25 protein-coding genes are annotated in these 22,732 nt (G+C 58.9%); 14 read left to right on the forward strand and 11 right to left on the reverse strand.

Going from position 1 to position 22,732, the window contains the following annotated elements; translation table 11 throughout:
• The first annotated feature begins 57 nt into the window (after window positions 1-57).
• Window positions 58-279 carry a hypothetical protein gene (locus KF767_10275; protein MBX3018265.1) on the forward strand — a complete coding sequence of 74 codons (222 nt, stop codon included), beginning with the start codon at window positions 58-60 and terminating at the stop codon, window positions 277-279.
• Between the two features lie 65 nt (window positions 280-344).
• The gene (locus KF767_10280) at window positions 345-533 is read left to right on the forward strand and encodes a hypothetical protein (protein ID MBX3018266.1); all 189 of its coding nucleotides are present in this window, start codon (window positions 345-347) and stop codon (window positions 531-533) included.
• On the opposite strand, the gene KF767_10285 is transcribed toward KF767_10280, so the two are convergent.
• From KF767_10285 to KF767_10295, 3 genes are read right to left on the reverse strand one after another with little or no spacing between them, the layout of a single operon-like run.
• Window positions 530-739: an RNA-binding S4 domain-containing protein gene (locus tag KF767_10285; GenBank protein MBX3018267.1), complete on the reverse strand. Its 210-nt coding sequence runs from the start codon at window positions 737-739 to the stop codon at window positions 530-532. The genes KF767_10280 and KF767_10285 overlap by 4 nt on opposite strands.
• A 1-nt stretch (window position 740) precedes the next feature.
• On the reverse strand, window positions 741-3,488 hold the full coding sequence (gene alaS, locus KF767_10290; protein MBX3018268.1) for an alanine--tRNA ligase: 2,748 nt from the start codon (window positions 3,486-3,488) through the stop codon (window positions 741-743).
• Window positions 3,489-3,528: 40 nt separating this feature from the next.
• Entirely contained in the window at window positions 3,529-4,038 is a 510-nt protein-coding gene (locus tag KF767_10295; GenBank protein MBX3018269.1) for a regulatory protein RecX, read from the reverse strand.
• A gap of 40 nt (window positions 4,039-4,078) precedes the next feature.
• Here KF767_10295 and KF767_10300 point away from each other — a divergent pair, with 40 nt between their 5' ends.
• The 6 genes from KF767_10300 (at window position 4,079) to KF767_10325 (ending at window position 9,199) form a co-directional block, all read left to right on the forward strand.
• Window positions 4,079-4,579 (forward strand): GNAT family N-acetyltransferase, encoded by a 501-nt coding sequence (locus tag KF767_10300; GenBank protein ID MBX3018270.1) that lies wholly within the window; start codon window positions 4,079-4,081, stop codon window positions 4,577-4,579.
• A 14-nt stretch (window positions 4,580-4,593) separates the two neighbouring features.
• A complete protein-coding gene (locus KF767_10305) occupies window positions 4,594-5,079 on the forward strand; it encodes a phosphatidylglycerophosphatase A (GenBank protein MBX3018271.1) in 486 nt (161 codons plus the stop codon).
• A complete protein-coding gene (locus KF767_10310) occupies window positions 5,076-5,558 on the forward strand; it encodes a CinA family protein (protein MBX3018272.1) in 483 nt (160 codons plus the stop codon). The genes KF767_10305 and KF767_10310 overlap by 4 nt, the downstream gene beginning before the upstream one ends.
• A 173-nt stretch (window positions 5,559-5,731) precedes the next feature.
• Entirely contained in the window at window positions 5,732-7,378 is a 1,647-nt protein-coding gene (locus tag KF767_10315) for a PDZ domain-containing protein (protein MBX3018273.1), read from the forward strand.
• Window positions 7,379-7,495: 117 nt separating this feature from the next.
• Window positions 7,496-8,359 carry a dienelactone hydrolase family protein gene (locus tag KF767_10320; GenBank protein ID MBX3018274.1) on the forward strand — a complete coding sequence of 288 codons (864 nt, stop codon included), beginning with the start codon at window positions 7,496-7,498 and terminating at the stop codon, window positions 8,357-8,359.
• Between the two features lie 18 nt (window positions 8,360-8,377).
• A complete protein-coding gene (locus tag KF767_10325; protein MBX3018275.1) occupies window positions 8,378-9,199 on the forward strand; it encodes a hypothetical protein in 822 nt (273 codons plus the stop codon).
• Here KF767_10325 and KF767_10330 read toward each other — a convergent pair.
• The gene (locus KF767_10330; protein MBX3018276.1) at window positions 9,196-10,347 is read right to left on the reverse strand and encodes a sterol desaturase family protein; all 1,152 of its coding nucleotides are present in this window, start codon (window positions 10,345-10,347) and stop codon (window positions 9,196-9,198) included. The genes KF767_10325 and KF767_10330 overlap by 4 nt on opposite strands.
• Window positions 10,348-10,433: 86 nt before the next feature.
• Between KF767_10330 and KF767_10335 the strand changes: the two genes are divergently transcribed.
• Entirely contained in the window at window positions 10,434-11,351 is a 918-nt protein-coding gene (locus tag KF767_10335) for a 1-acyl-sn-glycerol-3-phosphate acyltransferase (GenBank protein MBX3018277.1), read from the forward strand.
• Window positions 11,352-11,379: 28 nt separating this feature from the next.
• On the opposite strand, the gene KF767_10340 is transcribed toward KF767_10335, so the two are convergent.
• Window positions 11,380-11,877, reverse strand: coding sequence for a hypothetical protein (locus KF767_10340; GenBank protein MBX3018278.1), 498 nt, complete (start codon window positions 11,875-11,877; stop codon window positions 11,380-11,382).
• Between the two features lie 408 nt (window positions 11,878-12,285).
• Between KF767_10340 and recA the strand changes: the two genes are divergently transcribed.
• The gene (recA, locus tag KF767_10345; GenBank protein ID MBX3018279.1) at window positions 12,286-13,497 is read left to right on the forward strand and encodes a recombinase RecA; all 1,212 of its coding nucleotides are present in this window, start codon (window positions 12,286-12,288) and stop codon (window positions 13,495-13,497) included.
• Between the two features lie 574 nt (window positions 13,498-14,071).
• Window positions 14,072-14,749, forward strand: coding sequence for a hypothetical protein (locus KF767_10350; protein ID MBX3018280.1), 678 nt, complete (start codon window positions 14,072-14,074; stop codon window positions 14,747-14,749).
• 137 nt (window positions 14,750-14,886) lie between these two features.
• On the opposite strand, the gene KF767_10355 is transcribed toward KF767_10350, so the two are convergent.
• From KF767_10355 to KF767_10365, 3 genes are all read right to left on the reverse strand, one after another.
• On the reverse strand, window positions 14,887-15,294 hold the full coding sequence (locus KF767_10355; protein MBX3018281.1) for a hypothetical protein: 408 nt from the start codon (window positions 15,292-15,294) through the stop codon (window positions 14,887-14,889).
• Between the two features lie 159 nt (window positions 15,295-15,453).
• A complete protein-coding gene (locus tag KF767_10360; GenBank protein ID MBX3018282.1) occupies window positions 15,454-16,017 on the reverse strand; it encodes a DsbA family protein in 564 nt (187 codons plus the stop codon).
• A gap of 142 nt (window positions 16,018-16,159) precedes the next feature.
• Entirely contained in the window at window positions 16,160-16,642 is a 483-nt protein-coding gene (locus tag KF767_10365; protein MBX3018283.1) for a glutathione peroxidase, read from the reverse strand.
• Window positions 16,643-16,776: 134 nt separating this feature from the next.
• On the opposite strand from KF767_10365, the gene KF767_10370 reads away from it, so the two are divergent.
• Together KF767_10370 and KF767_10375 are read left to right on the forward strand one after the other, a co-directional pair.
• Window positions 16,777-17,907, forward strand: a complete 1,131-nt coding sequence (locus tag KF767_10370) for a hypothetical protein (GenBank protein ID MBX3018284.1) — start codon at window positions 16,777-16,779, stop codon at window positions 17,905-17,907.
• A 73-nt stretch (window positions 17,908-17,980) separates the two neighbouring features.
• On the forward strand, window positions 17,981-18,397 hold the full coding sequence (locus tag KF767_10375; GenBank protein ID MBX3018285.1) for a hypothetical protein: 417 nt from the start codon (window positions 17,981-17,983) through the stop codon (window positions 18,395-18,397).
• Here the strand turns inward: KF767_10375 and KF767_10380 are convergent.
• Entirely contained in the window at window positions 18,394-19,614 is a 1,221-nt protein-coding gene (locus tag KF767_10380) for an aspartate kinase (protein MBX3018286.1), read from the reverse strand. The two genes, KF767_10375 and KF767_10380, sit on opposite strands and share 4 nt — an antisense overlap.
• 11 nt (window positions 19,615-19,625) lie before the next feature.
• Window positions 19,626-20,594, reverse strand: a complete 969-nt coding sequence (locus KF767_10385) for a lytic transglycosylase domain-containing protein (GenBank protein ID MBX3018287.1) — start codon at window positions 20,592-20,594, stop codon at window positions 19,626-19,628.
• Between the two features lie 324 nt (window positions 20,595-20,918).
• Here KF767_10385 and KF767_10390 point away from each other — a divergent pair, with 324 nt between their 5' ends.
• Window positions 20,919-21,359, forward strand: coding sequence for a hypothetical protein (locus KF767_10390; GenBank protein ID MBX3018288.1), 441 nt, complete (start codon window positions 20,919-20,921; stop codon window positions 21,357-21,359).
• Here the strand turns inward: KF767_10390 and KF767_10395 are convergent.
• Window positions 21,331-22,686, reverse strand: coding sequence for a beta-lactamase family protein (locus KF767_10395; GenBank protein ID MBX3018289.1), 1,356 nt, complete (start codon window positions 22,684-22,686; stop codon window positions 21,331-21,333). The genes KF767_10390 and KF767_10395 overlap by 29 nt on opposite strands.
• Window positions 22,687-22,732: the final 46 nt, after the last annotated feature.

Genomic DNA, 22,732 nt, shown 5'->3' on the forward strand with positions numbered 1-22,732 from the left:
GTATCATCACCCCCTCCATTGCTTTTGGCTGCTAATCTGGATTCATTGGGGGATCTTTTGAATCTGAAAATCCAAACCGTAAAAGTCGCAAGTCTGATGTGGGTTCTGGCCGTCGCTCTGGGACCCGTGATGGTCGAAGATGTCTCGCGCGTGCAGCAAGAGGCCCGGCAAGTGGCCGCGCAGGTTCACGAGAGCCAGGTGGAGCTCGTGGCGAAGACCGAAGCACCGGTCAAGAAAGCGGGACGAACCCCCGCATCCACCGAAACGCAAACACGCTAATGATCGTTAAACACAAAAAGAGCCGACGCGACGTTGGGGGACGAAGCGGGGCCGGAGGACGAGAGATGCGCTACCTGTTGTTTATTTCTGTCTTGATGACCGGAATGTACGCCTTAATTACGGGCCCCCGCCAAGTCGAAGTGGCGATCGCCGCCGATCTGCCGATCGAAGAAAAGATCCGTCGCATGGACGAGATCAATGCCACCTACTCTTACGGAAGTTTACGTTTACCGGCGAACCAATCCGGTAACTAAGCCGTCACTTTGACGCTTTTGCCGGCGTAGGTGACCGTCTGCCCGGCGCGGATTTTCTTTCCGCGGCGGGTTTCGGTTTCGCCGTCGACCTGAACTTCGCCCTCGACGATGGCGTGCTTCGCATCGCCGCCGGTATCGCAAAGCCCTGCCACTTTCAGCAGGGCTTGCAGCAGAATGAACTCTTCACCTTCAAGTTGAAATTCCACATTACCCCAGAAGCGCTTTGAGTTTCGCCCGCGCCTCGGGCCAAGCTTTGGGATTGGGGACCGCGCCCTGGGCGAAATCGGGGCGACCGCCGCCCTTACCGCCCATCACGCCCGCGAGCTCTTTCAACAGCGCGCCGGCTTGGACTTTGGGGTTCAGGTCTTTCGAAACCGCGACGAGCAGCGGGGCGGTGTCTTCACCTTGGCCCAACAGCACGACGACGCCGGTTTGGATCTTGTCTTTCAGCTGATCCGCCCATTTCGCAAGGATTTCGCGATCCGCGCTGGGGGCTTCGGTCGCGATGACCTTACCGCCCCCGAAGCTGTCGGCCGCTTTCACCCAAGCGTCCAGATCGACCGCCGCCGACTGGGATTGTTTGATCTGCTTTTCGAGGTCGCGGACCTGCGCCTTGGACGCCTCGATCCACTGGGTGACGTCTTGGGGCGAGTTCATGAAGTTCGACCAGCTTTCCATCAGGCCGACGGCAACGCGGGCCTTTTGGTTTTCGCTGGCGTGTTTCATCAGGAACTTCTGCGCGACGTCGCCGGTGATGGCTTCGATCCGGCGCACGCCCGCACTCACGCCGGACTCGGACACGATCTTGAACAGGCGAATCTGCGCCGTATTCGAAACGTGCGTTCCGCCGCAGAGCTCGGTCGAAGCGTCGTCCATCTTGAGCACGCGCACTTCGTCGCCGTATTTTTCACCGAAGAGCGCCATGGCGCCGGATTCGATGGCTTTTTTGTAGGGCATGACCGCCGGCGCGACGGGGATGGCGCGCGCGATCTGTTCGTTCACCCAAGTCTCGATCTTTTCGATCTCTTCTTTGGTGACGGGTTTGTTGTGCGAAAAATCGAAGCGCGTTTTTTCGGCGTCGACCAAGCTTCCGGCCTGGGTCACGTGCGTGCCCAGGAACTTGCGCAGCGCCGAGTGCATCAGATGGGTCGCCGAGTGATTGTTCGCGATCTGACGGCGCGTGCTTTCCACGACCTGCAAGGTCACGGGCTGGCCGGTTTTGAACGAACCCGAGGTCACCTCGATCTGGTGCAGGTACACGTCGTTCTTTTTCGTCGTATCGAGGACCTTCGCGTGGCCTTCGGTGGACTCGATGACGCCCGTATCGCCGATCTGTCCGCCGCCCTCGGCGTAGAACGGAGTGACCGCGGTGACGAGCACGCCGGTTTCGCCGGTTTTCAACGTGTCGACGACCGCCGATCCCGAAGAGAGGGCCAGAACGTTCGCGGAGTCTTTCAAGGTCTCGTAGCCGGTGAAGCGGGTCGCGCCGTTTTGGCCTTTGAGGTCTTGCGTCCACGCGATCATGTGGCCGTCATCGGCCGACATGGATTTGCCCTTCCAGCTGGCTTTCGCGAGCTCGCGGGCTTTCTGCATGTGCAGTTCGAATTCGCTTTCGTCGACGCTGAAGCCCTTTTCTTCGGACATCACGCGGGTCAGATCCGCGGGAAAACCGTAGGTATCATAAAGTTTGAAAACGAACTCGCCCGGAACTTTTTTACTGTTCCCCAAGCGTTTGAGCTCGTCGAACAGGATTTGCGTTCCGGTATCGAGCGTTTGCAGGAAGCGACTTTCTTCGTCTTCGATGGTCGCCATGACGACGTCGCGACGGTTCTTCAGCTCGGGGTAAATCGAGCCCATGGATTCGATGTAGACCTCGGCCAGGCGGGGCAGGAACGAGTGCTTGTCCGAAACTTTACGGCCGTAACGGATCGCGCGGCGAAGGATCCGGCGCAGGACGTAGCCGCGGCCTTCGTTCGCGGGCATCGCGCCGTCGGCGATCAAGGTCGCGCTGGAGCGGACGTGGTCCGCCATCACGCGCAGGGCTGCCAGATTCTCTTTCACTTCTTGCGCCGACATGCCGTCGACTTCTTTCGTGCCGACGGGGAGGTCGCGCAGCTTGTCCTCGAGGCGCAGAAGTTTTTGGAAGTCCCAGCCGGCGATTTTACACGCGGCTTCGATCATGGGCGTGAACAAATCGGTGTCGTAGTTGTTCATCTTGCCTTGCATGGCCGCGACCACGCGCTCAAGCCCCGATCCGGTGTCGACCGAAGGTTTGGGCAGGGGCTCCATCACGCCCGGGGATTTTTCGAAGAACTGCATGAAGACCAGGTTCCAGATCTCGACGTAACGGTCTTCACCGGCGACGATCCCTTTGAACGGGTCGGACTCGCGTCCGGCGCGGGGACCGTGATCGTAGAAGATCTCTGAGCAAGGACCGCAGGGACCGGTATCGCCCATACGCCAGAAGTTGTCTTTCTCGCCCAGACGGAAGATGCGGTCTTTCGGAACGCCCTCTTGTTTGTGCCAAATGTCCGCGGCCTCGTCGTCGCTTTCGAAAACGGTGACGTAGAGTTTTTCCTTCGGGATGCCGAGGTCTTTGGTCAACAGCTCCCACGCGAAGCGGATGGCGTCCTTCTTGAAATAGTCACCGAAAGAGAAGTTTCCGAGCATTTCGAAGAAGGTGTGGTGACGCGCGGTGAAGCCGACGTTTTCCAAGTCGTTGTGTTTTCCGCCGGCCCGCACGCACTTCTGTACGGTGACGGCGCGGGTGTAGTCGCGCTTTTCAAGGCCGAGGAACGCGTTTTTGAATTGGTTCATTCCGGCGTTCGCGAACAGCAGCGTCGGATCGTTCTCGGGAATCAGGCTCGAGCTCGCGACATGCGTGTGACCGTTGCGCTTGAAGTAGTCGACAAAGATCTGGCGGATTTCTTGGCTGGTGGGCTTTTTGGACGTCATCCGGCCAATATAGCGAAGGAGTCATCCGTGCGGTAGCGATTTAGGACTTCAGTTCAGCTAAGGCTTTGCGAATGGTTTCGCCCTCGAAGCCCCGGGACAGCAGGAAACGCTGGAGTTTGGCCTTCACTTCCCGGGTCGGGGCCTGGGTGCCCAGTTTGCGCGACACCAGCGCCCGGGCTTTCTCCAGTTCCGTTTCGGGATCGGCTTCGATTTTCGGCAGTCCGAGGGTGCCGAGTTTCTGGTTCATCCAGCGGATGCCTTTTTTGCGACGGTCCAGTCCCGAGCGCCACTTCTCGGCGTAGACTTTAAGCGTTTCGTCGCTGTCCGGCAGCCAGCGGTTTTCGATGGCCCAGGCGATGGCGCTTTCGACCTCTTCGGGCGTGAATTTACGCGAGAGTTTGCGTTTGACCTCGAGGGGGGAGTGGTCGCGACGGGCGACCATATCCAGAATCTTGCGACGCGGGTCCGGCGCGGGCGTCTCTTTCTTTTCCTTCTTGTCGCGACTATCACGATTGTCGCGTGGGTTGTGATCGGGCTTACGATCTGGCATAGATCATTTCTTTCCCCGTTTCGTCGAAAGGGCAACTCCGATGTCCGTCCCCGATCTGCGTATCGTCGCGTCCAGCACCGATTGGTTGGAGAGCTTCCGTGCGTGCATCGATCAGGTCGCGCGCGAGAAAAAGTACCTGCTCATGTCGGAAGGCCCTCCGCTCGCGAAATTACGCGCGTTTATCGAGGGGATGGAGCGCAAGCAAAACCCGCAGTTCCTCGCCTTGGTCGGCGATGAGGTCATCGGGTGGAGCGACCTCCGCCGGTTGGACGACCGGATCACCGGGGAATTGGGGATGGGCGTCAAAGACGGCTACCGGGGACGGGGCGTGGGTCATGCCCTCCTTCAAGCTTGTTTGAAGGCGGCATGGGACTCAGGTTTCGACAAAGTCCAGTTGAAGGTTTATCTACAGAATCAACGGGCCATCGATTTCTATATCGCCGCGGGTTTCCGTTTGGAAAAGCGGCTGAAGAATTTCGCCAAGCTCGACGGCGTGTCTCTCGATGCGCAGCAGATGTATTTACGGAAGGAACACGCTTGAACTCTCGCCTTGCCATGACGCCTTGGACTTTCATCGCCACCTGCGGGGGCGTCGGTTACGCGCCGAAAGCGCCGGGGACCTTTGGCACCCTGATCGCGGTCCCCTTCGCCGTGGCCCTGGCGTTTTTACCGCCGGTCCTGGCGATGGCGATCATCATCGGTATCACCATGGTGGGGATTCAGGCCTGCGAGAAGTTTTGCGCCGTCAGCGGTGAGCACGATCGCCAAGAGATCGTCATCGACGAATTCGCGGGCTACCTGATCGCGGTGAACATGCTGCCGTTCACGTGGCAGAGTTTTTTCGCGGCCTTCATTTTGTTCCGCTTTTTGGATATCACGAAGCCGCTCTTCATCGGTCGTTTGGACCGCAATGTGAAGGGCGGCGTCGGCGTGATGGTCGACGATTTGGCCGCAGGGCTCGTGGCGAACGTCCTTCTGCAATTTGCGTTTTACCAAACCGACTGGCTGGGCGTTCAGTGGGATGGGAGTTTTAGTTTATGAGTTTTCCGAATGAAACCGCTATCCTTCAGTTGACCGCAAGCCTGCGCGACCGGCGCTACACCGTGGGTTTTGGCGAATCCTGCACGGGAGGCCTGTTGTCGGCCCGTATGGCCGCGCTGGCGGGCGTTTCGGACGTCTTCATGGGTTCGGTCGTCAGTTACTCTTACGCCGCGAAGGTCGACCTCTTAGGCGTGAAATGGGAGACCCTGAACGAGCAGGGCGCGGTCAGTGAGCAGGTCGCGCTCGAGATGGCGCGTGGGGTGTGCGAGAAGCTCAAAGCGAACTGCGCCATCGCGGTCACGGGTATCGCGGGACCTTCCGGGGGCACTCCCGAAAAGCCCGTGGGCACGGTTTGGATCGCCGTGAAGGGCCCGCGTTTCGAAGTGGCCGAAAAGTTCGTTTTCAGCGGCGATCGTCTTGAAATTCAAAGCCAATCCACGACTTCAGCCCTCGCACTTTTGCAGAAAAACCTGGTCTGATCGGCAGTTCACTTTTGGCACTTCTAATGCCTACCCAAAGCCGTGCTTATGGGATAACTCGCGGAATCCGTTGAGGATTCGGGCTTGTAGAGTTTTCCAGAATCGTCGCGAAATTTGACACCGGGCGCTATCGCCAGGTACTTGGGCTCCTCACACACGTAAGGAGCTCCCCCATGTTGAAACTGATCTTGGGTCTGACCACTGTCGCCACCTTGACCGCAAGCCCGACGGCTTTCGCGCAGAAGAAGACCATGGATCAGTATTGGGCCGAAACTTCCATCAGCCGCCAGATGCTGGAAGCCGAGTGGCTCGTCAACAACCGGAACTGCGCGATGAGCGAAGCCCGGTTCCGCGGTTGCTTCCAAGCCTTGAACGGAATCGCGTCGCGCGCGACGCCGACATTGGAAGTCGTGCCCGCTGCGCTGGCGAGCGCGGAAGGTTTCGATACCGGCCGCACGGTTTTGCAACTTCCCGGCGGTTTGGTTTTGAATGAAACCGTCGCGCGTGCGGTGCAAGGTGAATCACTCCGTATGTCGCAAATGCGTGCGGTTGAACGCATGAACAAGATCCGCTCGGCATTGGGGGATCTGTACAATAGCCGCGCTCCTGGCGATCTTTATGATTATACGTCGGCTCTGGATCAGGTCATGGGTTACGCGAAGCTTCCCGCGGCGATCGAACCCGCGGCCGTGGCGAAAGCCATCGACAATTTCATGATCGAGGCGCTCGACTCGCACGCGCACTTGAATCCGATGCAACAAGTCCAAGACGATCGCCAGAACGGGAACACCGATATCGTCGGTATTGGCGTCCGCGTTCAGGAAGTCTCGGGCACGGTGGTCGTGACCCAAACCATCGAGGGCGGCCCCGCTCGCGAATCGGGAATGAAGGCGAACGACGTCATCATCGCCATCAACGGTGAGTCGGTTGCGGGTATGGACATCAGTGCGGTCACCGATCGCATCAAGGGCGCCGAGAACACATTGGTCGTCGTGCGCGTCCAACGTAAAGAGCAAGTCGTCGAAATTCCGATCACCCGTCGTCGCATCGTTTTCGAAAACGTGCAGGTGAAAGTGCAAGAGCTGATGGGGCAGAAGATGCTGACCGTGAAGCTCGGCACGTTCACGGACGGTTCGGCTTGCAACAAAATCGAAGCGACGATGATGGCGCTTTCGCAAAAAAATCCCGACCTTTCGGGCGTGATCCTGGATCTGCGCGACAATGGCGGCGGACTCGTGGACCAAGCGCTTTGCATCGGCGGTCTGTTCGTCGGTCGTCAGGTCATCATGAAGACCAAAGATCTGGGACGCGATGGCTTCGATGATCTGCGCTCGTACCGCAACCAGATCACCAAGTTGCCGATGGTCACGCTCATCAACGGCGGATCGGCGAGTGCGTCGGAAGTCGTCTCGGGCGCCCTGCAAGACTATCAACGTTCGTGGGTCGTCGGAGAGCGTTCGTTCGGTAAAGCGACCGTGCAAGCGCCGTCGATGTTCGCGGAAGGCATCTTGATCTACCGTACGGTTCAACGTTTCTACCAACCCAGCGGCCGTACGAATCAAATCGTCGGGATCTTGCCGGACTTCGAAACTCCGAACAAGCCCGGCGCGACGGATGACGAGCGCTTCGTGATGCGCGAAGGGGATTTGTTCCCGAACGCGCTGTCGGCGATCGGTGCTCCCTGGGAGCAGCCCCGCCCGGACGTCGTGGCGAAGATCGCGGAGTGCCGCGCTCGTGGCCGCGCCGAGAACGTTTACCGTTTGGGTGACGAAGTGGATTACCAACTGCAAGTCGCCGCCGAGGTTCTGACTTGCGAGTGATCCTTAGAGCTTAAGTTTGCGTAAAACGAGAACCCTGGGCGACCCCCGGGGTTTTCGCGTTTCTGGAGGGGAACGATGACACAACGAGTGACAGTGGCACCGACACTACGAGCGATAGTGGCGCTGATCCTGATGCTGGGAAGCGGAGTCGCCGCTCAGGCGGCCCAATACCCTTTCGAGCAGATCGAGACGCCGTTCAAAGGCGCTCGCCTGTTTTCCCCGAATGTTTCCACACCGAAGACCTCGATCCTCATGCTTCACGGTAGTGAGGGCGGCAGCAACTACGCGGGCGATATCCAAGCCGTCACCTACGCGATGATGGGCTACCGGGTTTTGCGTTATTGCTATTTCGACTGCGGGCGGGGGATCACCGGTCCGCGGGAAACCCTGCGTGGCGTGAACGCCGAGGGCGCGCTGGCCGCGGTGAAGTGGCTGCGTGAACTTCCGGGCGGCAACGGAAAAGTCGCGATCTACGGAGTTTCGCGCGGGGCCGAGTTCGCGCTCATTCTGGGCTCGATGAATTATGGCGCCGGTGAACGTCCGGATGCGATCATCGCCCATGCGCCCTCGGATGTGTTCGCGGGGCCGGTGAACTGGGATTGGTTCGAGGTCGCCTGCTGGCTTTGCCGCGCGGGAACGGCGTGCGCGGTGGATGAGGACTTCGATTGGAATATGCGTTGCGGTCCCGATGATCCGCGGAAAGTGGATTTCTCGGTGGCGGCGTTTCGCGTGGGCGGGCGTGATCTCGCGGCGGGAACCCGTATCGAAATCGAAAAGTATGACGGACCCTTGATGATCACCGTCGGCGAAAAAGACGAAATCTGGCCCGCGCAGCAGACCCACAACATCGACCGGACGTTGCGGGAAGCGGGACGTAAACCCGAGATCCATTACTTCCCCGAAGGTGGGCACGGCCTGCGCGGTGCGGACGAGGTCCGTCGCGTGAATCTGCTCCTCAATTTTTTAGAACGAATCCCTTAACACCCAAGGAGTAAACCCATGACCCGTTTCATCGTGACTGTATTGAGTGTTCTGATCGCAAACTCCGCCCTGGCGGGCACCATCACCGTGTTCAAAGGCGGCGAGTGGGCGTGCACCGGCGCTTTTCGCGGTAAAGAAGACGGCGACAAAAACCCCTTTCCGGACGGCGACGGCTATACTTTGAAATACGAGTGGGTCGGCGAAACGGCAGAGAATTCGCGCCAAGTTCTGACCTACAAAGACGGTCGCGTGTTGAACATGGTCCGCAACAACAGCGGTTACCACGTCAATGACGGCGGGACGTTCAAGCTCGTTTACGATGCGGCCTACGCTAACATCGATCCCTTGAACGACGACTATTCGAAAATCGAATGGAGCCTGGCCGTCGGCATCGCGCAGGGCCGCTACATCGGCATGGACTTCACTTGCGAAGGCAAAGCGGAGCTCGTGCAGAAGCCCTTCAAACGTTTCACCTGCGTGACGGATGAAGAGATTTTTGAAGGAAAAGAGCGCGCGCAGTACACGATGAAGTTCAAAGTCGCGAACTACGAAGACCCGGCGCTCGTGAACGTCATGTATGACAACGACGACGATCTGGCGATCAAGGTGACTCCGGAAGACTACGTCGTGAATTCGTTGAACGAGAACCTTTCGGTCAACGTCGCGAAGAATGGCGACTTGGTTTTGGACGGCGATTCGGACGGCGTCTACTGGAGCCGCCTGCGTCTGGCGAAAGCCGAGGGCTACAAAAAAGGCACGCTGTCTTTCGAAGGCGAGTTCCGTGGCAACGGCGGCGAAGACAAAATGAGTGTCGGCGTCACTTGTAAGGTTCGGAACTAGTCTCGGTTTTTGAGCAACGGGGTTGAGGTCGAACTTTCGGCTTCAACCCGTTTCTTCGAGCGGAACGGATACAGCGTCTGTTCCAAGTAGGAGTCCGGCACATCGCTTTTATGAATGCCGTAGCCGGACGGCCAATGACCTTCGGGCAGATAGTGTGTTCCGAACACGCGATCAATCACCGGCAAATGCACGGCGAAGTTCTTGTCGATGGCTTCCTTTTCAATGGCGTGATGCCAGTGGTGATAAATCGGCGTCGCGAAGAACGTCTGGAGTGTCGTGAACGGATAGCGGATGTTCACGTGAATGAAGGTCGCCCAGAACGCAACGAAGACCAGATAGGCCTGCAGGGCCTCTTGGCGAAACCCCAAAATGAACAGCGGCACCAGCGTGAGTCCCCGCGTGATCACGATGTCGACCAGATGCAGGCGTGAGCCGGCCAGCCAATCCATGTCTTGGACTGAGTGATGAATCGCGTGAAAGCGCCAAAGAAAGGGGATCTGGTGAAAGGCCCGGTGCACCCAGTACTGGGTGAAGTCGGCCAGAAAGAGCACCTCCAGAAACTGAACGAAAAGCGGCTGGGATTGCACCCAAGCTTGTAAGGTCGGATTCGCGATCTGGGCGCCCAGATACAGCGAAGGGAATAGAATCAGGAACGACGTCAGTTGGATCAGGATATGGCTGAAGAAGAAGTGGTAGAAGTCCGTTTTCCAGCGGGGGCGAAAGATCTTTTGCTTCACCCGGTAGAACAAACTTTCGATGGGGATGAAGACCAAGGCCACGATCAAGATATCCAGGATGAACCAATCCAGGCCGAGGTAATGACTTTTCTCGACCGAGTCTTGTACGGGGATCGCGAGTCCTCCCAGAAAAACGCAGATCGTGGAAACCGCTAAGCCCCACAGGCTCATTTTTTTGTCGGAACTCCGCAGGAAGCCGAAGAGCCCCAGCAGGAAGGAAAGACCGATGAAGAAGGCGAGCGCCCGGCGCAGAAATTCGATGGGGTAGACCTGACGCAGTTCGGGCGTCGTCAGGTACTCGGGGAAATAGAAGCAGAAAACGCCGCCCAAACACAGCGTGGACAGCACGGCGGACAAAAGCCCGCTGACTCTTCCTCGACCGATGCGAAACTCACGGATGGATTTTTCCAAGGTGATTCCATCACAAGATTCAACGTCGGCAGAGTCAAAGTTTTTGGCCCCCGAGTCTGGTCCCGGACTTGAAGTCTTCTGGGGTTATGACTTTGCGAAGCGGATGGTCTTTGCTCTTCTCGCTTTTATGCGTTGTGGCCCTCTTCGGGGGGCCGTCGACTGTCCATGCGGTAGTCAGGTGTGAGGCCATTCACGATCTGCGCTCGGGTCTCGAGATCGTCACCCCGGGCTTGAGTGCTTACCAGCGGCAGGGCGTCGCCTACGGGCTCAACTACACGAGTTTCAAGCATCTGCTGCGCGCTTATGATCGTATCCGTGAAGGACGAATCGAAGGCGAAAATATCTACGAGCAATTCCTGACCGCACTCACGATTCGGCTGAAGGTACAAGAGTCCCAGCTGGCGGCGATTCCGCGCACGGGACCGATGGTGCTGACCTCGAATCATCCCTTCGGAGGTCTGGACGGGATCATTTTGGTGGCGCTGATGAAGCGCCTGCGTCCGGATGTGAAGTTTATGGCGGCCGAGATGCTGACCGTGATTCCGGAACTGCGGGGCGCGATCATTCCGGTGAGCTTCGCGAAAGGTCCCGAAGGCTCGGCCGCGCGCCAACAGGCTTTCGAATCGGCGATGGCGCACGTGGCGGAGGGCGGTGCCCTCATCATCTTCCCGGCGGGCGGAGTCGCGCAGGCGACGGGCTTTCTGGGTTTAGGCAAGGCCATCGATACGCCCTGGAAGGCGGGAGCGGCCCGCATCCTTCAAGCGACGGGGGCGACGCAGGTGTCCGCTTACTTCCCGGGCCAGAATTCGCTTCTATTCCAAACCCTCGGACGCATTCCCGGGGTACGGCCTTTGTTTTTAGGACGTGAAATCGTGAATAAAGAAGATACGGATGTGACCGTCCGATTCGCCGAGCCCCAGCGCCGGGACTGGCTCGAAAACGGGGTGACTTCGGAAGAGATCACCCACGCCTTGCGCGAGAGAACCGACGCTCTCGCGGATTAACGAAGGGGGACCGTGGTCCCCACTCCTTTTACATTTTCGTTTTGTAGCCCGAGCAGAAGTAGTTGCGGCGTTTGACGCGATCTTCGTAGCGGACCCAAACCTTGTGACTGTCGTTGGCCTCTTCGATGTAGACGGTCAGGTCGACATCGCGGCGGCCGGAACCAGCGGGATAGGTCACGCGGTCACGCAGCGAAAGCAGGGTGCGTTTGTCCGGATTGTCGCGCAGCTCGAAAGCGAGGGCGCGGGTCGCCGGAGTGATCACGAGTTCTTCCAGCGCCTGATTCGGGCGGTTGTCGTAGATCGTGATGCGGAACTCGCTCGGCGAAGTCGTCACGCGGACGCTGCACTTGGTTCCATCGCGCATGGTGCCTTCGATCTGATACTTGCCGTGCATTTCACTCAGCTGTTGAAGCACCGGTTGCACACCCTGATTCGGGCGGAACGGGATGGCGGGAAAATTCGGGGTGGTCTGGGCGTTGGCAAATTGCGCCAAAACAAGGCTGCAAACAAGGGCGAGCCATTTCATGCGGGTCCTCCTCCAAGGGCACGCGGAGAGTCATAGGTGACGCTCTGCAAATGAGGCTTGGAGTTAGGTGAGGGGGCGTTCCCGGTCAAGGCTCCGTCACCGGCTTTGAGAATGTTTCCCGGTGTTTGCGGTTCGCCGGGGAGGCACGTGGCGACGCCCCGTTGCCCGCCGCTTCAGCCGTCCGAAGGTCTGGTTTTCGGATCTCGGTTGACGTGTAAATTATGTGTAATTATCTTGGGGTTGGTTTTTCGATTGTAACTGTAGCTCGAAGGACTGAGACACAAACCCAACACCTGCGCGGCCTCACACGCGAACCCGGCAGGCGACAACAGGCCACCCTCGGAAGGGCGGCGGAGAAGACAGATGAACAGAATGGAGACTGGAATGGACAAGGCCAAAGACGCAAAGATGGATCCCAAAGACGCGAAGATCGCGGCTGAACGTGGGAAGGCGTTGGACCTGGCTCTGTCGACCATCGAAAAGCAATTTGGCAAGGGCTCGATCATGCGCTTGGGCGAAGATCAGAAAAGCCTGCACAAAGATATCGAATCGATTCCCACCGGGTCTTTGAGCCTCGATATCGCTCTCGGCATCGGGGGACTCCCGAAAGGCCGTATCGTTGAAATCTTTGGGCCTGAATCTTCGGGTAAAACCACCATCGCGCTGTCGACTCTGGCGCAAGCTCAGAAAAAAGGCGGCGTTGTCGCTTTCGTCGATGCGGAGCACGCGCTGGACATCAGCTATGCTCGTAAACTCGGTGTGAAAGTCGAAGACCTCTTGGTCTCGCAACCCGATACCGGTGAACAGGCTCTCGAGATCACCGAGACGCTCGTGCGTTCGGGCGCGGTGGACGTTCTGGTTGTCGACTCCGTCGCGGCTCTGGTGCCCCGTGCGGAAATCGAAGGCGAGATGGGGGACAGCCACGTCGGTCTGCAAGCGCGTCTGATGTCGCAGGCTTTGCGGAAACTGACCGCGGCGATCAACCGCTCGAACACTCTGGTCATCTTCATCAACCAGATCCGTATGAAAATCGGTGTCATGTTCGGGAACCCCGAAACGACCACCGGTGGTAACGCTCTGAAGTTCTACTCGTCGGTTCGTTTGGACGTGCGCCGGATCGGCGCGATCAAAAACGGTGACGATGTGACCGGAAACCGCACGGCCGTGAAAGTCGTGAAGAACAAGATGGCTCCCCCGTTCACGAAGGTCGAATTCGACCTCATGTACAACGAAGGGATTTCGCTCGAGGGCGACGTTCTGGATCTCGCGACGGTCGCGAATCTGGTCGAAAAGTCGGGCGCATGGTTCAGCTACAACGGTGAACGCATGGGTCAAGGCCGCGATCAGGCGAAGAACTTCCTGAAGGAAAATCCCAAGGCGCTCGAAGAGCTGCGCACGAAACTTCTGGTCGCGAAAGGCATCGGCCAACTTTTGATGGCGGAGCCTGAAAAAGACGGCGATGTTTCGAGCCCCGACGAAGTCGAGACGAAGGCTCCCGCTAAAGCGGACGCGAAGGCCGAGGCCAAAGCCGCTCCCGCCACTGCGGCGGCGAAAGCGAAGCCGGGACCCGCGATGACTCCGAAGGCGAAGGACGCCAAAGAGAAAGACGCGAAACACTAATCGCTTTTAAAGAATATTGAGGGTCCTCCTCGATATGTTGTTGGAAGGGCGTTGCTTTAGCCGGCAGCGCCCTTTGTTTTTTCGGTTCTCCCTTCACCCGAGCTCCGGCCTCGTCGAGCTGAAGATCTGTGTTGGCGGCTGACCGACATTCCTTTTCTGATCTTCCATTGGGATTTCTAGTTCGCCCGCAGAGGATCTTCTCTTTCCTTCGGATGAGGGACGGCCATCCATGGCCTCAGGCCGCAGGGGAATACGCCGTCCAGGCGCTGCGGAGCCCTCATCCGAAGGAAAGAGAAGATCCTCTACGGACGCATGAAGATCGAAAATGGAAGATCAGAAAAGGAATGTCGCTCACCCGTTCGCGCATCCGGCTCGACGAGGCCGGAACTCGAGTGAAGGAAGGGCGAAGCTTTTTGCGCGTCGACGCGGGGAGCGTGTGTAGAAAGGAAAGACGGCGTGGAATGGCATTGTAAGGCTTCGGTTGGGGGAGTTGACCGGTGAAGGGTGTCCGGTGAATTTGGGCGCGTCTTCGCGACTTCAAATCACCACTCAAATTTCCCGGGGGGGGGAATGCATGAAATTGTCTTTCGTGTTTTCGGCTATTTTGGCTTCGTTGGTTGGGTTTTCGGTGCAGGCGGCGGAAGTGACCGGCGCTTCGATCTCGGGCGATGAGTTGACCGTCAACGTTCGCCATGGTGGCGGTTGCGGCGATCACAAGTATGAGCTTGAGCTTCGCGGTTGTGCCGAGAGCATGCCGGTCCAATGCCAGGCTGTTTTGAAGCATACGACTCAGGACTTCTGCGAGGCGATCCTTTCGCGCAAAGCGACCTTCTCTTTGAAGCAGCTGGGTTTGACCGACGCTTACTACGCGAACGGCTCGCTCACGATCAAAGGGGCGAACAAGTCTTCGGCCACCGTGCGTTTGCCCGCGGGGGGACCCAGCGGTCCCGAGCCTCGCGCCGGTGGACGTCCGGTTGAGTGCGTGACTCACACCGATTCGATCATGACGATCAATGAAGCGGCGGGCTCGCTGTCGCTGGAAACCACCTCTGGTGAAACCGCGAACTACTCCATCGTGGATGTTGACGTCCTGATTCTGGAGTCGATGCCGCCGGTCGAACAGAAGACCTACGCGCTGGATGACGGCCGGAAAGTCGTCATCAGCTTCCGCGGCGAGCAGAAGACGGGCTCGGGTTACTTCATTCGCTTGAATGGTGAGGCTTCGCCCCAGTTCAAAAGCTGCCGCCGGTAACGGAGCAAGCGAACGGCGGATTCTTCGCCGTCATGGAAATAAAAAAGGCGTCCCGGAGGGGACGCCTTGAACATCGAGGCCGCTCTTGGCGGGCCCCTTTCGTAGAAAGGGCGTGGCGATGGCCGCGCCCTTTGTCTTTACCGCAGATCCTTGCAAGAGAAGCTGCGGCTCCACCAGCTCAGCAGTCCGCCACGGCCGGACATTTCGACTTTGGAGATCTGGCCCGCCGAGTTCATGTCGGTCGTGCCTTTCACGTGGATGAGACCTACGCTCGAAATTGTAATCGGCGCACCGATCACGCGAGCATAGACGCCATCACCGTAGTCCATCGTCGTCGTCTCGAAACGGCTGCCGCCATTTTCGAGAGTCAGATTCATGAACTTGTAGTCTTTGAACTTCAAGTTCATGGACATGCTCTCTCCCGAACCTTCGATTTCCACGTGACAGGATTGTCCGCGGGAATCGACGCCCGAAAGATGTTTCGTGCCTGAACTCCAGGCCAGAGCCGGCGCCAGAAGCGCCAGTGCAAACAGTTGCGACTTCATTGAGTCACCCCCATGTTGTGATTTTCCCCACGCGGCCCCTAGAGCGAGAAGCGCGCCAACTTGGCCAGGTCTTCAACGCGAAATAAAAAGCCCGCCGCGGTCAAAGGCCGGGGCGGGCCGGGAAAGTCTTTCGGAGGTGTCGAGTTCTTCGTCAGCGCCTTACTTCGCGAGAAGGCGATCGATGATCTCTTGATAATGCGAGAAGGGATAGACTCCGCGCACGGCTTCGCCGTTGATGAAGAGGGTGGGGGTGCCGCCGACACCCGTCGCCTCGCCGACGAGGTATTCGATTTCGACTTGCGATTTCACGCCGGGCTCTTTCAAGCAGGCCTCGAACGCGTTGCGATCTTGGATTTGCAGGGCATCCGCGAGTTGGGGGTAATAGTCTTCCGCCAACTTGGTTTGATTGTGGAGCAGTGCTTTCGAGTAGGACCAGAACAGACCTTGGCGATCCGCGCAGCTGGCGGCGATGGCCGCCGAAACCGCTTGGTCATGGAAGCTCAAGGGGAAGTGCGCGAAGTAGATCGCGACCTGGTCGGGGTATTCGGTGCGGATTTGCTCCAGTACGCCCGCGAGTTTCGCGGTGAAAGGGCATTGATAGTCGCCGTGCACGACCATCTTCACTTTGGCGTCGCGTCCCGCTTGGATGACGTGCGCGGCTTGCGACGTCGAGAATGAGAAAAACGCGGTCAGCGCGACGAACGAAAGGACGAAATTCTTCATATTGCCTCCTGCAATTGAATGGGGATGTGGAACCCCTCAACTCTCAAAAGGAGGACGGAAGCTGTCAATCCGAAAGCCGCGCCTATGGCGCGAAAGCGGACAGATTTGTCGAGCGGCGCGTTGGATCAGGTAGAGTCGAAACTCAACCCAGCATCTTCGAGATGGGCGAGATGAGCTCTTGCGGTTCCGTCTGCGGAGCGAATCTTTCCGTCACGCGGCCGTTGCCGTCGATCAGGAATTTGGTGAAGTTCCATTTGATGGCTTCGGTTCCCAGAATACCGGGCGCCGACGACTTTAAGAATTCGTAAATCGGAGCCGCGTTCGCGCCGTTCACGTCCACTTTCGCGAGGACCGGGAAGCTCACGCCCCAGTCGACCGTGCAGGTGCGCTGAATATCGTCGTTGGTTCCGGGCTCTTGTCCGCCGAACTGATTGCACGGAAAACCCAAGATCACGAAGTCGCGATCTTTGAACTGTTGGTACAGCGACTCCAGACCCGTGTACTGTTTCGTGAAGCCGCACTTCGAGGCGACGTTCACGACCAGAACCGTTTTCCCTTTCAGTTGGGCGAGCGGAAAGTCCTGACCTTTGGCATCTTTGACGGTGAAATCGTGAAACTGCGACATGCAGGGAACATCCTCCCGCCTGCGGGGACTGTCAAGACGCCCCGAGATCTCAAAACGAGACACGGCAAGAATTCGCTCAGCTTCGGGACGAATTTTCTCGATAAGATAAGATAAGAGAAGTGCTGGGGAATCGCATGTTCATCCGAATCGTCATGATGGCTTTGGGTCTGTTCGTCGCGTTGGCGTCGGGGCCGAGCTACGCGCAGACCAGCCAAGCGCTGAAGGATCTGCGTGCCGGCGGAGTCAAAGCCGAAGACGACTGCGACGCTTCGGAAGACGACGCGATCAAAAACGCCCGCACCAAAGCCAACAATCTGCAAGCCAATCAGTCCGGCGACCAAGCCTCGAACCCGATGCGCGCGTGCGAGGACATGAAAAACGCCGCCCGCGAAGGGAAAGAGGCGCTGAGTTCTTTCAAGTCGCGTTGTAAAGAAGCGAACGAGAAGTGCAAGAAGGGCTTGGAAGGCATCGGCGAGCGCGCCGTGACCGGCCGGGATAAGGAATTCAAAGAGGCCTGCCAAAAGCTGAATAAGGATTGGGACAATCTGCAGTCGCAAATCGATCGCACCGAGTCCCAGGCGAATGCTTCGCAGTCCTGCCAACAGCAAATCGGCGGCGGACAGATGCCGCAGCTTCCGCAGATGCCGACGAAGTCCCCGTCGCCGACGCCGACCCCCACGGTCGAAAAGCCCAAAGAGGATTGCAGCAATCCCACCTTCGCCGCGACGAACCCCGTTTGCGTTTGCCAGGCGAATGCCTTCGCGGTCGGCTGCGGCACGGATCAAAGCCCCTCGGTCGAGGCGATGATCAACGACAGCTCCCAATCCGTTGAATCCGGCGGTGGCTATTCGGGTTCATCGCCGAGCGCGGCTCCGAGTAACTACGATCCCAGCAAACTCGGTCGTTACCAAGGCCAAGGCGGCGGCGGTGGGGGCGGAGTTTCGGCCGGCGGCGGTCCGACCAACACGGGGCGCGACAATCCGAAGGCCGACGGTCTGACCCAGATTCCCGCCTCGGGAATTGGGAAGGGCGGCGGCGGAGGAGGCGGTGGCGGTGAAGGCGGCGGAGCCTCGCGAGTCGCCGGCGGTGGCTACGGTGAGGGCGAAGGCTTTGGCAAAGGCCGCGGTCCGGGATCTTTACGTGGGGACGCCACGGGGACGGATCTGAAGAAGTTCTTGCCCGACGGTATGACCGGACCCCACACGAATCTTTTCCATAAGGTCCGCGTGCGCTATCGCGCGAACACCTCCACGCTGAACCCCTGAGCCACTCGTCTCAAATCGGGAATCGCATTTCGTGAACTCGCGAATTCTCGTGCTCTCTTGTTAGACTGATGGAATGCGGCTGCGGAACTTTCTATTTTTACTGGCGGTGATTTTTCTATTCACTGCCGAGCCGAACACCGCGCACGCGTCCCACCCTTGCCGTGAAATCGCCAAACAGTGCCGCAAAGAAGGTTATTCGATCGGCGGCGTGAACAGTTCGGGGCAGGGTCTCGTCAAAGACTGCATGGAGAAGATCGTCGCCGGGCAAACGCTTCCCGGCATCAACGTGAATTTTAAAACCCTCGGTGAATGCAAAGTGCGTTTCGATCGTCGTGTGGCATCGGGACAAAAACCCTCGCGGCGTTTGACCTCGGATGACGGGGAAGATTTCGTGGCTCGTCCGCAGCGTTCGCGCGAGTCGACGGGCTTTACCGAATACACCGGCGGTGCGGCGCCCGCGGCGTCATCCAGCTCTTCCGGGACCCACTAATTTTTGGGAATCAAAGCATGAAGTGTCGTGAGGTAACGTTCGCGTTCCGCGCGGGCGACCACCAAGGTCACGCTTTGCGCGGACACCGAGATCGACCGGGGGCGCAGTCCCGCGCCGTCGACGGCGGTCGCGATCTTTCCGTAAAGACCCATCGAGGTCGTCCCCGCGCAAGTGCAAGTCACGGTCGACAGATCGCCGGTCCAATCGGTGGCGGGTCCTTGGCGCAGAACTTCCTCTAGGCGCGCCATCACTTCCGAGGGGCCCGTCAAAAGCATTTCGTTTTCTTCGTGTCCACGGTCCGCGCGGACGCGGCTGCCCAGGATTTGCGGGGCGGGAACTTTCTCGCGTTGCAGGAGTTTTTCGAAGGCCACGTGGGTTTCCAGGGCGCTTCCCGAGTGGCGCCATTCGATGACTTTCTCGTGGGAATTCAGCGCGAGAATTTCGGTGGATTCGTACATGGCGTCTCCTGTTTGTAGCGTGGTGCCTTCGCCGACCTCGCGCGCGGGGCCGACGTAGAGTGGAACTTGAAAACGTCCGGCCAGTTCAACGGAACGGTAGTGTAAAACCTTGGCGCCCCAGAAACACATGTCCGCGAGCTGTGCGTAACGAAGAGTCTTGAGCGGACGTGCGTCTTTGACCAAGCGGGGATCCGCGGTGAAAACGGCGGGAACGTCCTTCAGGATCTCGCAGCGATCGGCTTTCAAGAAGATCGACATCGCCACGGCCGTGGTGTCCGTGCCGCCGCGACCGAGCGTCGTGATCTCTTTGGTGACCGGCGAAACGCCCTGAAAGCCCGCGAGCACCACGACCTTGCCTTGGTTCAGCGCTTCCGACACGCGAAACGCGCGCACGTCCTTGATCAGGGCGTTCACGTGGGATTCATCCGTCAGGATTCCGGCTTGGCTTCCGGTGAAGCTGATCGCTTCGCAGCCAAGATCTTGCAGCGCCATCGTTAAGAGCGCCATCGATACGCGCTCACCCGTCGTGAGCAGCATGTCGAGCTCACGCAGGGTCGGTTTCGATGAGACCTGATTGGCGAGCGCGATCAGCTCGTTGGTCGTCGAGCCCATGGCGCTGACGATGGCGACCACGGGGTGACCCGCGTGGTGAAGTCGGCAGATGCGCTCCGCCGCCGCGCGGATGTGCGCCGGCGTCGCCAACGTGGCGCCCCCGTATTTCTGCACAATGAGGCGGGATTTTTCGGGAGCGGTCTCCATGACGGGTGGACCTAGTTCGGCGTTGGGGGTTGGGTCACGCTGGCGGACTTACCCGCCTGCACGTAGTCGATCACGAGCGATCGCGCCCCTTTCGGAATGCGGATCGCGTGTTTCTCGACTTGCAAGGGGATATAGCCAAGAAGCAATTCGGCGTTCAAGTCTTTCAGCGATTTGTGCGTGATTCCAAGATGGTCTGCGAGGTGTCTTAGATCGGTTCCACCCTGCATCGAGACGACTTCGTAATCCAGCACGTCCATTTTCGCCAAATCACGGAAGCCGTAAAGGCTGGGCGCCTTCGCGATCAGCATGACGGCCAAAATCTTCGGCACGTAGTCGACCGTTTCTTGCGGCAGCAGTCCCTTTTTCGAAAGGGCCCAGAAGTCGCGCGTACCGGCCCGCTTGATGCGGCGGCGCAGGCCGTTTTCACCCATATTGTAGCTGGCCGAGACGAGGTACCAGCTGCCGAACTCTTCGTAGAGGTCTTTCATGTAGCTGATCGCGGCCTGGGTCGCTTTCTTGTAGTCCTTGCGCTCATCCAGCCACCAGTTCTGCTGCAAGCCGTAGCGTTTGCCAGTCGGGCCGATGAACTGCCAAGGGCCGACCGCGTTCGCGGGGCTGCGGGCGTAAGGATTGAAGCCCGATTCGATCATGACCATGAACGCGAGGTCGGCGGGCAGGCCCGCTTGGCGCAGTTCTTTTTGGATGAAGGGCATGTAGCGCGTGGATTTTTCGAGCCATTCGCGGAACCAACCGCGTCCACGGTTTTGGAAATGATCCAGCCAGAAGGCGACGCGGCGGTTGTAGGTCACCGGCAAGTCGAAGATGACCGTCGCGCGATGGGCGGGGGCCTGCTTCGCTTTGTTCATCAATTGGTTGTGCAGTTCCTTCAGGTCTTCGAGTTCGGCGAGGCGCGCCTCTTCGGTCGTGAGCACGCGGGCGGCGCCGGTGATCCCGTCGGACTTCACCGGAGTTTGCGTCATCAGGGCCGCCTGACCGAGCTCGGCGGCGGACTTGACGGCGGCCTGGCCGAGGTCGGCGGTGAAGATCAAAAAGGCCGCCAGCAGGGCGCGGCTCGAGAGGGTGGCGATCGACATGGAACAATTTTGGCTGACTTCTTTCGCCCGACCAAGGCGGCTTCGGCGGGGGGACGTATTCCGTGCTTTGGTCGTGGAGCGTCCAGTCGGGGAGCGCCGCGCCCAATGGGCCTGTAATTTTGATCCGCGTTCGAATCGCTTCTGGACGGCGGAAGTCCGGCCGCTGCATTTTGGCGGGGATCTTAGAATCCTGAAATCGGAGGGCCTCACATGACTTGGAAAACTTGGATCGCTTTACCCGTTCTGTTGGTCGTTGGTTTCGCCGCCCACGCGCAATCCGGTCCGCGCCTGAAGTGCGTCGTGAACCACGAAGGAAAGACCTTCCCCATGTATTACTTCGGCGGCACCAACTCCCACCATATCAGCGGCTCGGAATATCTGAGCGTCATCGTGAAAGAGAAGCTGACGGCCGGTAAACTTGAAATCCAAATCATGGAAATGGCGAAAGACGAAGTCTGGGACAAGCTCGTCGAGCTGACCGACAAAAACGAAATGCCCGCCGAGCTTCGCAAAGGGCTGCGCAATCTGGGACGCACGCGCATGACCACGGTCTTCGCCGGTCTTTACGCGGGCGTCATGCACTACGCGCACAAGCTTGGTACTGATTCGAACCTTTACGAAATCAGTTGCCAGGAGATGGCGCAGCCGTAACTCGGCGATTTCCTTCCACCGTTTCGCCGCTTTGGCGGAGGACGACCTTCATCGCGTCCTCCGTGAACTCCAGGGTCAAACCGTACACGCGTTGGCGGAAAACTCCCGACCCTTCGGGAACCAGCTTGTATTCCCGGTCCCCTTGGAATGTCGCGTACAGCTTTCCGGCGTCGGCGCGAACGCTCAACTTCAATCCGATGGATGCGAACTCGAACTCGCCGGGGATATTTCGTAGATCCTCCGCGGTCAGGGGCGCTTCGGGCGTCGTCTCGGGCAGCGCGACTTTTTCTCCGAGAGCCAGGCGCAGTAGCCCCCATGCCAGAGCGCTTGTGGTGGCGCCGTCATAGGAATTTCCTAAAACGACAACCGAGAGTTCAAGCCGCGGCACGTAGATATTCATCGAGGTGAAGCCGGGAATGCCTCCCGAGTGGAAGTACACGTTTTCTTGCGCCAGATCCTGACGAAACATCAGACCGTGCGCGTAGTGAATGGGGGGCGATGCGACCACGGAGGGGTTCAGAAATTCTTGAAGAAGGGGGGCGGAAAGAATGCGCCCGCCGAACAGGGCTTCGTTCCAAGCCGCCAGATCCCGAGTCGTCGACTCCAAACCGCCGGCACCGTTCGCCCAACCGCGCTCGAAATAGGCGTTCGATGGCAGGGGCTCCAGTTGGTAGTCGCGATCGAAAACGTGGCCCTCGACGAGGGCGGGGGTTTTGTCGATCGCGAACCGGGTGTCGTGCAGTTGCTGGGGCGCGAGCAGCTGAGTTTGCGTGAAGTCTCCCCAGCTTTGGCCACTCCGTTTTTCGATCAACGCCGAGAGCAGAAGGTAGTTGGAGTTGCTGTAGTCCCAGCGCGTGCCGGGCTCGAACGCCGACGGCAAAGACTCGATCAGCGTGACGAGCGGAGCGACCTGCGTGAACGGAGTTTCCTTCAGGCGCAGGAACTCCGGATGTCCCGTGAAATCGGGAATGCCCGAGGTGTGATTCAGAAGCATGCGTACGGAAATCCGGTCGGCGTTGGTCAGCGTCGGGAAATCCGCCTTCAAAGAGTCGTTCAAGCGCAGCTTGCCCTCTTCCACCAAACGGAAGATGCCGACGGCGGTGAATTGCTTCGAGACCGAACCGATGAGAAAGTGGGTGCCCTTCGTGACACGGCTCACATCTTCGGCGCAAAGATCGCGTCCTTGCTGGCGGACAAGAACCGAACCCGAAAAGCCTTGATCCCGGAACCCCGCGGTCAGTTCGGGGCAAGTGGCGGCGGTCGTCGCGCTTGCGGTTGCAGTTGCGGTGAGAAGAAGGGGAAGCAGAACGCCAATCCAACGAGTCATGAGTCCTCCGTGCTTTGCGCCAAGCTAGGTGGGGTCACGCGGGTCG

The sequence above is a fragment of the Pseudobdellovibrionaceae bacterium genome, from assembly GCA_019637875.1.
Lineage (GTDB): Bacteria > Bdellovibrionota > Bdellovibrionia > Bdellovibrionales > Bdellovibrionaceae > JAHBUW01.